Source organism: Marinobacter sp. (assembly GCF_965229985.1).
In the GTDB taxonomy this organism is placed as follows: domain Bacteria; phylum Pseudomonadota; class Gammaproteobacteria; order Pseudomonadales; family Oleiphilaceae; genus Marinobacter.
This window is the reverse complement of record NZ_OZ245935.1, coordinates 4,301,246-4,315,115: the sequence shown is the minus strand read 5'-3', so window position 1 is coordinate 4,315,115 and position 13,870 is coordinate 4,301,246. Positions and strand designations below refer to the sequence as shown.

At 56.6% G+C, this 13,870-nt stretch carries 9 protein-coding genes; 4 read left to right on the top strand and 5 right to left on the bottom strand.

The features are described 5' to 3' along the window. Positions 1-9: 9 nt before the first annotated feature. Positions 10-1,236, bottom strand: a complete 1,227-nt coding sequence (locus ACO06L_RS19810; protein ID WP_064227150.1) for a pyridoxal phosphate-dependent aminotransferase — start codon at positions 1,234-1,236, stop codon at positions 10-12. A gap of 239 nt (positions 1,237-1,475) precedes the next feature. Here ACO06L_RS19810 and ACO06L_RS19805 point away from each other — a divergent pair, with 239 nt between their 5' ends. Next, on the top strand, positions 1,476-2,459 hold the full coding sequence (locus ACO06L_RS19805; protein WP_201257871.1) for a D-2-hydroxyacid dehydrogenase: 984 nt from the start codon (positions 1,476-1,478) through the stop codon (positions 2,457-2,459). Positions 2,460-2,532: 73 nt separating this feature from the next. Here ACO06L_RS19805 and ACO06L_RS19800 read toward each other — a convergent pair whose 3' ends face one another. The 4 genes from ACO06L_RS19800 to ACO06L_RS19785 form a co-directional block, all read right to left on the bottom strand. Next, positions 2,533-3,198, bottom strand: a complete 666-nt coding sequence (locus tag ACO06L_RS19800) for a LuxR C-terminal-related transcriptional regulator (RefSeq protein WP_064227147.1) — start codon at positions 3,196-3,198, stop codon at positions 2,533-2,535. A gap of 44 nt (positions 3,199-3,242) precedes the next feature. After that, a complete protein-coding gene (gene acs, locus ACO06L_RS19795; protein WP_064227146.1) occupies positions 3,243-5,192 on the bottom strand; it encodes an acetate--CoA ligase in 1,950 nt (649 codons plus the stop codon). Positions 5,193-5,497: 305 nt separating this feature from the next. Further along, positions 5,498-7,033: a fatty acyl-CoA reductase gene (locus ACO06L_RS19790; protein WP_202347144.1), complete on the bottom strand. Its 1,536-nt coding sequence runs from the start codon at positions 7,031-7,033 to the stop codon at positions 5,498-5,500. Between the two features lie 222 nt (positions 7,034-7,255). Then, positions 7,256-8,581: a MinD/ParA family ATP-binding protein gene (locus ACO06L_RS19785; RefSeq protein WP_202347143.1), complete on the bottom strand. Its 1,326-nt coding sequence runs from the start codon at positions 8,579-8,581 to the stop codon at positions 7,256-7,258. Positions 8,582-8,787: 206 nt separating this feature from the next. Here ACO06L_RS19785 and ACO06L_RS19780 point away from each other — a divergent pair, with 206 nt between their 5' ends. The 3 genes from ACO06L_RS19780 (at position 8,788) to ACO06L_RS19770 (ending at position 13,859) form a co-directional block, all read left to right on the top strand. After that, positions 8,788-10,773: an HDOD domain-containing protein gene (locus ACO06L_RS19780; protein ID WP_202347142.1), complete on the top strand. Its 1,986-nt coding sequence runs from the start codon at positions 8,788-8,790 to the stop codon at positions 10,771-10,773. 24 nt (positions 10,774-10,797) lie between these two features. Further along, a complete protein-coding gene (locus ACO06L_RS19775; protein ID WP_202347141.1) occupies positions 10,798-12,972 on the top strand; it encodes an EAL domain-containing response regulator in 2,175 nt (724 codons plus the stop codon). Positions 12,973-13,205: 233 nt separating this feature from the next. Continuing rightward, entirely contained in the window at positions 13,206-13,859 is a 654-nt protein-coding gene (locus ACO06L_RS19770) for a class I SAM-dependent methyltransferase (protein ID WP_202347214.1), read from the top strand. Positions 13,860-13,870: the final 11 nt, after the last annotated feature.

Genomic DNA, 13,870 nt, shown 5'->3' with positions numbered 1-13,870 from the left:
GGCATCACCTCAGAACTGTTGTTTGGCCATCCACGGGATGACGCGATCAAACGCCTCTTCCAGTTTCTCGCAGGTTGTGGAAAAACTGATCCTGACGGCGTTGGTACACCCTTCGCCGAAGGCATCACCAGGCACCATACAGACGCCCGTTTCTTTCAGCATCCGCAGGGCCAGATCCGAGCCATCTACATGGGGCGGCAGGTCGGGAAACGCAAAAAAGGCACCACCAGGCTTGTAGCCAGTCATGTAGGGCGTCTGGTCAACCAGCTCAACCACCTTGTCCCGACGCTCACGATAGATATCGACCATATCGCGAACGCACTGCTGGTCCCCCGTCAGAGCGGCCACACCGGCAAACTGGGAGGGCGTGTTGGCCACCGACGTGGTGAACATGTGGTAGCGCCGCAGCGACTTGATCGCCGCCTGGCTGGAAATTACCCAGCCTACACGCAGCCCCGCCATGCTATACGTCTTCGAGAAGCTGCTGATGCACATGATGTTGTCCAGGTCCATCGAGCAGTTCAGCACGCTGGCGAAGTCGTCATCGTCGAAGATCAGGTGATCGTAAACTTCGTCCGCATAAACCTGGATGCCCCGGTAGGCGCACTCTTCAAGGATGGTTTCAACGGTACTGCGCGGGTAAACCGCCCCGGTCGGATTGTTGGGGTTGTTCAGGATCAGCGCGAAGGTACGGGGCCCCATGGCCCGGATAACCTCATCCGGGTCCAACTGGTGGTTGTTTTCCGCCCGGGTCTGGACAAACTTCACCTCACCACCGTTCATTCGGATCAGTGGTGCATAGAGCAGGAATGACGGATCCGTCACGATAAACTGCCGACCTGGCGCAGAGGTAGCGGAAATCGCCAGGTACATGGCCTCTGTGGCACCACTGGTAATCAGGATGTTATCCCGGGTCAGCTTGCGGTTGTAACGCTTGCCGTAGTAGTCACGCAGGGCCACCAGCAGTTCCGGCAGACCGGCATCCATGGTGTAGCCGGTCTGCCCCGCATTGAGCGCATCGATGTAGGCATCGATTACGTGCTTGGGGGTCGGCAGATCCGGCTGACCGATGGAAAGATGAATGACATCCTTCATGGTGGCCGCCATATTCACCATGCGCCGGATGCCCGGCACCGGGATCGCCTGCATGGCAGGGTTCCAACTGGCCTTGGTTTTCCGGTACTTCACTCTACGCGGTTTGGTCTGGCCGGTTTCTTTGTTGGCGGCTTCTGCCATAAACACCTCCTGCAAACGGGGCAAATAGAATCTACTCCTGCAGGTTAGTCAGTATGAAAGGCCTCTACAAGACAAAACGTCATAAAGATGATGTACGTGAAAGTACCGCCATCACCGCCGTCAGAGCAAAATCTGTTGCCACGCAAGTTGACCCGACAGTACCTGCCGACCAGACTGTAAATACCCTCATGGGCGATCGTCAGTCACACATAGTCATTCATCACAAAAGCGGAGGCTCAATGACTCAGCACAGCAAACCTGTTGTTACCGTTCTCACCGCGCCAGGGGAACAGGAACCGCCGGGGATGGACGCAGTCAGGGCCCGCGCGGATGTGCGCTTTGCCTGTGACGAGCCAACCCTTCGCGACACCCTGCCCGGCACCGACATCATGATGGTGACGGACTTTCGCACAGAGGCCCTGGCGGCCGCCTGGCACACGGCAGACAAGCTGAAATGGATCCACGCTACCAGTGCTGGCGTCGATGCACTGATGTTCCCGGATCTGATCAAGGGAGATGTCACCGTGACCAATGCCCGGGGCATTTTCGACCGCACCATTGCCGAGTATGTGCTCTGCACCATCCTGATGTTCGCCAAGGATTTCCCTAACTCCATCCGGCTGCAGATGAAGCACCAGTGGAAACATCGGGATACGGAACGGGCTGAGGGCAAGCAGGTTCTGGTTGTCGGTGCCGGCTCTATTGGCCGCCAGATTGGTCGCCTGGTCGGCGCTGCCGGATTAAAGGCACACGGCATTGCCCGCAAACCGAGAAAAGAGGATCCGGATTTTGTAGCGGTGCACGGCAACGACGATATTTATGAGCAGTTGGGTCACGCGGACTTCGTGGTGATTGCGGCACCCCTGACGCCCCAGACCGAAGGCCTGTTTGACGAGAAAGCCTTCAAGGCCATGAAAAACTCCGCCCGCCTGATCAACATTGGACGCGGCCCGATCGTCAAAACCAATGATCTGATCACAGCCCTCAAAAATGGCGAGATTGCCGGCGCCGGACTCGATGTCTTCGAAGAGGAACCGCTGGCAGAAGATCACCCACTCTGGGACATGGAGAACGTCACCATGACCGCCCACATGGCCGGCGACTTCATCGGCTGGAAGCGGGCCCTGACCGACCAATTCCTGGAGAACTTCGACCGTTGGCACAAGGGCGAGGAGCTGTTCAATCTGGTGGATAAGGAACTGGGATACGCTGGCAGCAAATAACCGACTTTATCCCCCAGTCAAAAAAACGGGAGCCCGAAGGCTCCCGTCTCAAATCCAAACCAGTAAAACCAGATCAGCTACCAGACAACGACTGATCCGAAGGATCGATCTCCATCTGCTGGATCGCAATCACCGCCTGGGTGCGGTTCCGCACCCCGAGCTTCCGGAACACCGCCGTGATATGCGCTTTGATGGTGGCCTCCGACACGTCCAGATCATAAGCTATCTGCTTGTTCAGAAGCCCCTCGGCCAGCATTCCCAGCACCCGGAACTGTTGCGGCGTGAGCGACGCCAGCTTCTCGGAAAAGTCGGTGGCATCCGAATGCATCCGCTCGATCTTGTCAGCCACCCCCTCCGGCAACCAGACATCCCCTTCCAGAACAGCCTGAATCGCCTCAGTGATGGTGGGCAGCGGCGCCGACTTCGGAATAAAGCCGGAAGCACCGTAGTCAATCGAGCGACGCATCACCTGCAATTCCTCAGATCCTGACACAACCACCACCGGCAGCCCCGGGTACTGCCCGCGCATGAACACGAGCCCGGAGAAGCCGTGGGCACCCGGCATGTTGAGATCCAGCAGAACCAGATCCGCATCCGGGTGCGACTCTACCGCCGCCTGCAGTGCCTTGATGCTGTCGACTTCCACCGTCTCGGCATCGGGCACCGCCTGACTGACCGCCTGCTTCAATGCTGCGCGAAACAGCGGGTGATCATCAGCGACGATAATTGTTTGTGCCATTCAACAGATTCCTTACAGGTACGTGGCCTGGTAACACACAGGCGTTACTGGTTCGCACGACCGCTGATCAGGTCATCGACTACACCCGGGTCTGCCAGCGTAGACGTATCACCCAACTGGTCGTGCTCGTTAGACGCAATCTTACGCAAAATCCGGCGCATAATCTTGCCAGAACGGGTTTTGGGCAGTCCAGGCGCCCACTGGATCACATCCGGCGAGGCAATCGGACCGATTTCCTTGCGTACCCACTGCACCAGTTCCTTCTTCAGCTCGTCAGAGGGCTCCTCGCCATGAACCAGGGTAACGTAGACGTAGATGCCCTGCCCTTTGATTTCATGGGGATAGCCAACAACCGCCGCTTCGGCGACTTTATCATGGGCAACGAGCGCGCTTTCAACTTCCGCGGTACCCAGACGGTGACCGGACACGTTCAGAACGTCATCGACGCGGCCGGTGATCCAGTAGTAGCCGTCCTCATCACGACGGGCACCATCACCGGTAAAGTACATGCCCTTATAGGTGCTGAAATAGGTCTGGGCAAAGCGCTCATGATCGCCAAAGATTGTGCGCATCTGGCCCGGCCAGCTGTCCAGGATAACCAGGTTACCCTCGGTCTTGCCCTCAAGGATATTGCCGTCATTGTCCACCAATGCCGGCTGGACACCGAAGAACGGAACGGTTGCGGAACCCGGTTTCAGATCAATGGCGCCCGGCAGCGGAGAGATCAGGATGCCGCCGGTCTCGGTCTGCCACCAGGTATCCACGATGGGGCACTTGCTGTTGCCGATAACCCGGTGGTACCACTCCCAGGCTTCCGGGTTGATCGGCTCGCCCACCGAGCCCAGCAGTTTCAGGCTTTCGCGGGTGGTGCCGCTCATGCAGGACTCACCTTCCGCCATCAGGGCACGGATTGCGGTCGGCGCGGTATAAAGGATGTTTACCTTGTGTTTGTCGACCACCTGTCCCATACGCGAGCTGTCAGGATAGTTAGGCACACCTTCGAACAGAACGGTGATGGCACCGTTGGCCAGCGGGCCATACAGGATGTAACTATGGCCGGTCACCCAGCCAAAATCAGCCGTACACCAGTACACGTCACCCGGGTGATAATCGAACACGTACTCGTGGGTCATGGAGGCATAGACCATGTAACCGCCGGTCGTGTGAAGCACACCCTTCGGTGCGCCTGTGGAGCCAGAGGTGTACAGCATGAACAGCGGATCTTCGGCGTTCATGGGCTCTGGTGGGCAGTCTGCAGATGCAGCCTTCATCAGATCCTCGTAACGCTCGTCACGGGCGTCATTCCAGGGCACTTCGGAATTGCCGGTACGGGTCACTACCACCACTTTTTCGACATTGGCGGTGTCTTCGTTCTTGAGGGCGGCATCCACGTTCTTTTTCAACGGGATCTTGCGGCCACCACGAACACCTTCATCCGCGGTCACCACAAAGCGGGACTTGCCGTTAACGATGCGCGCGCCCAGGGCTTCCGGAGAGAAACCACCGAAAACCACAGAGTGAATCGCGCCGATACGAGCACAAGCCAGCATGGCGACGGCTGTCTCGACAATCATCGGCATGTAGATCGTAACAACATCACCCTTTTTCACGCCCAGCCCTTTCAGGACGTTGGCGAATTTGCTGGTTTCTTCGTGCAGTTCGCGATAGGTCACGTTACGCGAATCGGCAGGGTCATCACCTTCAAAAATGATGGCGGTCTGGTCGCCACGCTTCTCCAGGTGACGGTCCAGGCAGTTGGCAGAGGCATTCAACTGGCCATCTTCGAACCATTTGATGGACAGGTTGTTGTAATCGTAGGTCGTGTTTTTGACCTTGGTGTAGGGCTTGATCCACTCAAGGCGCTTGCCGTGCTCACCCCAGAAGGTATCCGGGTCTTCAACTGACTGACGATACATTTTTTCATACTGTTCCCGGTTCAGAAGGGCCTGTTTGGCCACTTCCGGGCTTACCGGATATACCTGTTTACCAGTCATTGTGCTCCCCCTTTAGTCAGAGTCTGTTGTCATTGTCGGTTTTGGAATTCAGACGTTGGGACCTCTCCGGCCCTGTAGACGGATAGTGGTAGTTCACCATGCTAGCCACTACACAATGAATTAGACTAACGTCCTAATCCGCCTGAACTTTTAGCCCAAAAAGGTCGGTAACCCGCAAGAAAACAACGGTAAATTGCGCCGAACGAGAAGCTTTCTAAAGGATAGTTCGATTGGAGCCGATGGCAAACCGGGAAGAGCAACGGCCGGGCAGAAAAAAGCCCGGTCTTGGCGACCGGGCTCTGGATTCACGCTGCCTTTTTGCGAGCCTTGGCAGAGCGGAGGCTATAAACCTTACGCTCCTTGAGGGCGTAGCGATTAAGGCCCGCCAGGTGGATCTTGCGCAGGTAAACCGACCAGTCAATCTGCCGTGCGTCCACCGGAAACAGAACCTTGTCCAGCTCGCCCATCCTCGATGCCAGGGCCAGCAGATCGTCATTCCGGAAGATGTAGTCCGGAGCGGTGTAGAAACCAAAGATGGTGGCCAGCGAACGGGTCGTGTCCAGATTCCGGAGCACTTTCAACTCGCGATTCTGGCCCAGCATACGCAAAACCTTCCCGGTAATGCTCAGGGGAATGCGAACCCCGCCGACAACGGCATCGAACAACCGGCGGTTAACCGCAACAAAGGGTTTGGTCGGCTGACGGTAGAACAGCTGATCATATTCGGCGAAATTGGCTTTGGACTCCGCCATAAGGTGATCAATGAACTGTCCCAGGGAAACCGGGTTGGAGCTGCCACTACAGCACTGGTAAATCCGGTGACGAGGTGCATCAGCAACGGCTTCGGCAGCCGCCAGGATGATGGCGTTGGCCACCAGATCCACAGGGATAACGTCGATAACACCAGTGCGTTTGCCGGGGAATAACGTGACCTTCTCACGGGCGTAGGCAAGGATAATGGCGTCTGCCACTTTTACACCCTCAATCCAGCCCGGCGCGGGCTCTTCGAGTGCACTTTCAATAATTGATGGGCGCACGATTGCCAGCGCGCGCCCTGACAGGGCCTTCAGCAGAAGTTGCTCACCGAGCCATTTGGTAAAGGTGTAGGTATCGCTCCAACCGTAGTGATTGGCTTCACGAATGCCCAGGTCTACCAGCTTCTTTTCCAGCATTTTGCCGGAGTAGCGCGAGCGTACGTCCGCAATCTTGTCCTCCAGCAGGCGAACCAGCTCTTCGATCTCGTAATAGCCCTCCGTACTGCGGGGAATGGATTCTCCCGCCGGCTTGATTACCGTTTCTGTGATCTGTCCGGAATTCATGCCGTTCACATAACAGGTGGAAACCTGAAGTACCGCCAGGGACTTGTTCTGTCGGGCAAGCTCGGCGACGTTTTCCAGGCACTGTGTATTGATCGCAAGCGCTTTATCAAGCTCTTCACGGAAATTCACACTGGCCGCGGAATTGATGACCACATCAATGCCACCAGCCAGCTTACGGAAACGGTCTGCGGACAGGCCAAACAATGGCTCGGTTACTTCCCCGGTAACGCAGTGCACACGCTCGTCGATGAAGGTTTCGAAAGCCTCGTTGTCATCCTGACGAAGCCGATCAAAGACAGATGAGGTGGCGATCTCATCGAAAAAACGGTCCCGGGCATTGGGATGGCGTTTATTACCACGGATCAGCAGGTGAATGCCGCCAATATCGGGGACGGCGCGAATAAGCTTTTCCAGAACCACCTTGCCGAGAAACCCGGTGGTACCAGTAATCAGAACATGCTTGCCCCGGAGCCGCTCAAGTACTTTTGAAGACGCTTCGGGATTCAGCTGCTGTGTTGCCATGGGAGAACTCCTTCTCATTTCAATTCGTTGTCGGCGCACACCTGCCAACAAAGGGAAAGTTTGCGAATCAGGTACAACAGATCCACTGCATATTGCGGGCCACGATTCAAATTTATGCTTAATCCTTGCACAACTTTGGTGACAGAGCGGTGACACACAGCAAAGTTACGCTACAAAAAGTGCTAATAAAATGACGGAAAAGAAGGTAGGTTTTTCTGCCTATCAGGAGCGACCCGGATCATTGCCCGAGAGAGACCGCAGAAGCTGATCCAGGGAGATATCTGCCGGCTGCTCCTTCAACACCCGCACCAGGCGATCCTGCTCGCCAAAACTGATGCGGTCGTAAAAAGGCTCGCGGAGCACCGGGTGGGCCGGTTCAGGGGGTTCCGGCTTGCGCGCGGGAGGCGAAATCTGGTCCGCCAGCTCACGAAGGTGGATGGCCAGATGATGCTTGCGTTCGGGGCTGAGGCTCTCCCACTGGAACGACCCCAAACCGGTCTGGATAATCTCGATGGCATCACTGTCCAGCGTGCTCCCCAGCAGTGCAAAAAGCCGGGTGAATGCTTCATAACGCAGCATCGGGTCCACCGGCGCCTGACTGAACACTGCCTCAATTTCACCAACGGCCTCCAGGCAACGCTCTTTGATCGCCGGCGCCTCACTCTCAGCCTGGGGCTCTGGCTTGCTCAACCCTTTGGGTGGGTTCGCGGACTCTCTTTTCGACACCTTGTGCCAGTAGGCTGCAATACCGGCCTTGCGCCTGGGTAACTGGGACAGCCGCACATCCAGCATGTCCGCAAGGGTATGAAACTGGCGGCATGAGGGGTCCGAAACAGGCAGAAGCGCAACGGGCTTCTGGTTGAGAACCGACTGGCGAAGGGTTTCGTCCCGCCAGATCCCACCCATGTAATGGAGCGAGATTCCCAGGTGGCGCTGGGCAGCGGCATCCAGGCGCTGGAACACAGATCGCGCCTGGCTGGCACCCTGGGCCATATTCACCAGAATACTGGGTATCCGGTTGTACCCCCTGCGCCGCAGAACCTTGATCAGCGAAAAGGCGTCAGTCAGGGAGGCCGGATCCGGGGTCACGACCATACAGGCCAACTCTGTTGCAGCAATCATATGCAGCCCGGCGGCCTGCAGGCCGGCAGCAGTATCGGTGATAACGTAATCGTAGCGGTTTTCGAGATTATAAAGCGCCCGCAGTATACGGAGGCTTTCAGTGGGCCCCATGTCCATACATTCCTGGACGCCAGATGCCCCCGGCACAATGTGCAGTCCGTAATCGGTCTCGAGGATAATATCCTCCAGACGACACTCTCCGGCCATCACATTGGCAAGGGTCTTTCTTGGATAAAGGCCAACCATGATGCTGACATTGGCCAGATCAGTGTCGCCATCCAGCAACAAAACCCGGTTATCCTGCCTCGCCAGGGTAAGCGCAAGATTCAGGGCAACCGAGGTTTTACCCACCCCACCCTTGCCGCCGGTAATGGCAATGGTGCGAGGTTGGTTCGGATTGTGCTTAACAGGTTCTCTGGCGTTCATCACCGGTAATCTAGGTCCCTGATTTTTCGGTTTCGGATAGTTTAACCTGTAAAAATTCTACACATATCACGAATCAGATAATATATTGCTTAAAAAAAGAGCAATAAGTATTTAATAACGACGGATTATTGTCTAAGCTCTTTTCGGACAATAAGAATGAACGCTCCGTCAGATACTGATTTTTTCGCCGCACGGCAGGTAAGCCTATGCACATTGCGCCTGATTTACAGCTACCGAGTCTCCCGGAGGTGACCTTGCGGGCGCTCGATGCTTGTCATCAGGACGAGAGCTACCGAAAAATCAGCGAGATTGTCTCTGCCGATACGGCGCTGGTGGCTCGTATACTGGCACTGGCCAATTCCGCCTTGTACGGCCCCTCCACCCCGATTCGATCCGTTGACCAGGCACTCCTGAGACTCGGCACCCGCCGTTTTCACACGCTGGTACTGACCGCCGCCCTTCGACAACTGCTGTTCGAGCTGGGCGGGGACGAATGGCAGCAGCTCAGAGACTTCTGGCGACACTCGCTCACTACCGCCCTGACCGCCCGGGCCCTGGCCACGCTCACCCGCTACCCGGAACCAGACGAAGCCTTCATGCTGGGCATGCTTCACAACATCGGTGAACTGATCGCTATTAAAACGCCAGCCACCGAGGCGAAGCAACACTATCTTGATCACCAGTCAGACATCGCCGCCGAGCTCGTGGCTTCCTGGGGGCTGGGGCCCATGGCAGCCGATGCCATGCGCTATCAGCAGGCATTGCCCTCGGAACTGCGGGATGCCGGGCATCTGGTGAAGCTGATCAGCCTCGCTACCCGGCTAGCCCTGTCAGACGCCGCCGGCATTGCAGCTGCAGGCACGGTATTCGGGCTGAACGAAGAACTGACCCGTGAGATCAACCGCCGTATTGGACATGAAGTCTCGGGCATGGCCGCTTCTATGGGAATCCCACTGGATGAGGATTACTGTGGCGAAAGCGCCTCGAGGCAACTCAAACAGACTATTCTGCGTCAGGCCATGGCGAACCAGGCCATCAACCTTGCCGACCTGACCGGTGAAACCGAGGATATTCTCGCCGAAACGGTGAACAGTCTTACCCTGATCACGGGCTTACCGGCACTTTGCTTTGGACACACAGGAGACAACCTCGTGCTCCTGTCCGGCACCATTGGAGACATCCCCGAACTGGCAGTAACCGCCAAGCCCGGTGGCAGTGTCCTTACCGAAGCCTTCATTTCCGGCCTGCCAGTTAGTCTTGGCGAACGCTCACCCACGGTACTGGACCGTCAGCTGCTCTCGCTGTTACACACACCATCGCTGCTAGCCGTGCCGGTCAAGGGTGGTGACAATTGCCCTGGCGTATTCGCCCTGGGCACCGACAATGATCATCTGCCGACAACTCTTGAACTGGCGGATATCTTTACCCACCAGTTGGCTTCCGTGCTGGCAAACCGAACGGCTGCTGGAGCAGCTGCAGACACTGGAACGGAAGGACTGGATCAGGAAATAGCCCGCGACCGGCTGCGCAAACAGGTGCACGAGGTCAGCAATCCCCTGACCATCATCAGACAGTACATTTACCAGTTACGCGGCAGGCTTGAAGATGCCGGTGTCCAGCAGGAGCTGGACGTGATCCGCGATGAGCTGGACCGGGCCGGCAACCTTTTGCTGCAGATGAGCCATACTGACAACAGCCAACACGGTGACGACGGGGTTGAGCTCAATGCCGAACTGGAAAGTCTGGCCCGTATCCTCGAAGATAGCCTGTTCAGCTCTGCGAACCGCAACCTGAAGTTATCCCTGTGCAGCGAACCAACACGGGTTACGGCTGGCGCCACCAGGATTCGCCAGGTTGTTATCAACCTGGTTCGTAACGCTGCGGAAAGCCTTCCGGATGATGGTGGCACAGTTGAAATACATACATCTGCCCCGGTGTGGCAGAATCATCGCACCTGGGTGGAGCTGGAAGTTAAAGATACAGGCAGGGGAATACCCGGTGAGATCAGGGACACCCTGTTTGCACCAGTAAAAACCACAAAGGGAGAAGGCCACAGCGGTTTGGGCCTGAGTATTGTGAAGCAGCTAGTCGATGACATGGAGGGCATCATAGCTTGTCGGACGGGGCAGGAGGGCACCACCTTCAGGATTCTGTTCCCGGCGGCCAGCCATAAAAAGAACGAGACCGACTGACGCAGAAACAACGGACACAGACCGATGGCACCTGAACAAACTGATCAGCCTTTCAGTCACGGGTTAACGGCACGGATACTGGTAGCGGACGACGAGCCCCGCCTGCTGAATACACTGGCTTCGCTGTTGCGCAGCCGGGGGTACGAGGTTGCGGAAGCACACGGGGGTCGAAAAGCCTGTGACCTGATTGACCAGGAAGCGTTCGATCTGGCGCTGCTGGATCTGCGGATGCCAGAAGTCAGCGGCTTCGATGTCATGGCCCATCTCGCCAATAGGCAACCGGATTGCGGGGTGATTGTGGTTAGCGGCGAGAGCTCCTTCAGCGCCGTGAGCCGCGCCCTGCGTCGGGGTGCCCTGGATTACATCCGCAAACCCTTCGATCCTGAAGAGCTGTTGGCCACCGTCGAAAGTGTTATCGGGAAGAAATCACTTCTTGAAGCCCACGAACACATCCAGATGCGGCTGGAAAAATCCGAGGCCCTGCACCGATATATTGTTAACAGTTCGCCCGACATCGTGTTCATGCTCGATCACGACGGCCACTTCTGTTTTGTAAACAGCAAGGTCGAGAGCCTGCTCGGATATCAGCCAGCGGAACTCTGTGGTCAGCACTTCCGACATATCCTTGACGACCGGGACGTGACCCGGGGAACCCTGGCCCTGAAGGGCCCCAACATCACCGCAGACAACCCCAGAACCCTGGAGGTTCGCCTTAAAACCCGCGGAAGCCGCCGGGCAACCCGACACTTCGAGATAACTGCCTTTCCAATCGATCCGCAAACCTGGCCCCATTCCGGAACAACCCAGGGTGGCGGGAATGGCAATGGCGCGCGCTATTACGGCACTGCCCGCGATGTCACCGAGCGAAAGGAGGCCGAAGCGTTCATCAATTTCCAGGCCTATCATGATTTGCTGACCCGCCTGCCAAACAGAGCCCTATTCAAGGACCGTCTTGAGCTTGCAATAACCCACGCTAAACGCGGCGGCCAGAAACTCGCAGTGATGTTCCTGGATCTGGACCGCTTCAAGGTCATCAACGATACCCTCGGTCACGCCATGGGAGATCGTCTGCTGCAAGCAGTAACCCACCGTCTTGAAAAATGTCTGCGCAAGGGCGACACACTGTCCCGGTTCGGTGGCGACGAATTCACCCTGTTATTGCCCTCCATCCACAATCACGACGATGCCAGACAGATCGCCAAGAAGCTGATTGATGCCCTCAGGGCGCCTTTTCAGTTGGGTGATCACGAGGTGTTCGTGGGTGTGAGCATCGGTATTGCCATCTTCCCGGAAGCCGGCGAATTCATGGACCAGCTGATCCAGAACGCCGACATTGCCATGTACCATGTCAAAGGCAAGGGCAAGGACGGCTACCGCTTCTATTCCGACAGCATGAGCATCGACACCGCCAACCGGCTTAACCTGGAGCGGGATCTGCGCCTGGCGCTGGAGCGGGACGAGTTGAGGGTTTTCTACCAACCCCAGGTATGCTCCACAACCAACCGGGTTGTCGGTCTCGAAGCCCTGGTCCGCTGGCAGCATCCGGAACGTGGACTGCTCTACCCCAGGGATTTCCTGCCCCTGGCGGAGGAGACCAAATTGATCGGCCAGCTCAGTGAGCGGGTTCTGGATCAGGCCTGCCAGGACGTTGGCCGCTGGATCCGGGCTGGCCATGCCGACCTCAGGCTGGCCGTCAACCTGTCACCCATCCAGGTCGAACACCCGCGCTTTGTGGAAACCCTGATGCAGCAGGTAAAGGCCCACAACTTCCCGGCCGGCAATCTGGAAATCGAAATCACCGAAAACGTGATCATGAACGATCTTGAGCAGATCTCCCAGAAACTCCGTGAACTGGCGGCTCTGGGTGTCCGGATAGCGATTGACGATTTTGGCACCGGCTATTCGTCACTGAATTACCTGCACCGCCTCCCTATCCATACCCTCAAGGTCGACCAGTCTTTCGTAAAAGCCATTCGCAGCGGAGAGGACGGCGCGTGCATCGTGAATGCCATCGTCGCCATGGCTCACGGGCTGAAACTGGAGATTGTTGCCGAAGGCGTGGAGACCGACGAGCAACTGGAATACCTTCGAGGCCTGGGCTGCCACCAGGTTCAGGGCTTTTTCTACGGCCCTGCCAGGCCTGCAGCCGAAATCTCCAGAACCCTCGGCACCACAAGAGCCAAAGCCGCATCATTCTGATAGACGATTATTTATTGTCTGACACTCCGATATAAAACCGCGATCTGGTTTGCAAAGTATTGCAGTACGTTACTTTGTGTATCCGGAAATGCGCATTACTGCACATATTTCTCCCACCCTGTTCTCTAAGCTCAAATCCATAGGCGCTGATCACCGGAATGTCCGACATTCTCGGACCAATAACGACAAAAACGGTGACGGCATCCAAGGAACAAGAACAGGCAGCAGTCATCATGCGCGACAAGTACAAGTATATTGGTCCCGTCTACGATTTCCTGAGCAACCTCTATAGCGGCAAGAACATTCACCGTTGCAAGACAGCGATGCTGGATGTTGAAACCGTCCAGCCTGGAGACCGGATACTGTTCGCCGGAGTTGGCCACGGCCGGGATGCCATTCGGGCTGCTGAACTGGGCGCCGATGTGACTGTGGTGGATCTGTCCGAAACCATGTTGCGAAAGTTTGCCGAGGCTCAGGAAAAAGAGGCTCCACACCTTACTATCCATCGCATCCACAGCGACATCATGAAGGTGGATGAGTTCGAGCAGTACGACATGGTGGTCGCCAACTTTTTCCTCAACGTATTCGACGAAGACATGATGGTCCGGGTCCTGGAGCACCTGATACGTCTGGGCAAGGCCGACGCCCGAGTGGTTGTTGGCGACTTTTCCTACCCCACGGGCAACCTGCTTTCCAGAATGTTCAAGAAGCTCTACTGGTACATGGCGGTCTTCATTTTCTGGCTGTTCGCCAACAATGCCTTCCACAAAATCTACAACTACCCCGAGCACATGCAGCGGCTGGGCCTTCAGGTCACGGACAAGAAGCACTTCAAGCTTCTGAACATGAACTGCTACTGGTCCATTCTCGGACGCAAGCAGGCCTGAGCACTTCGCTA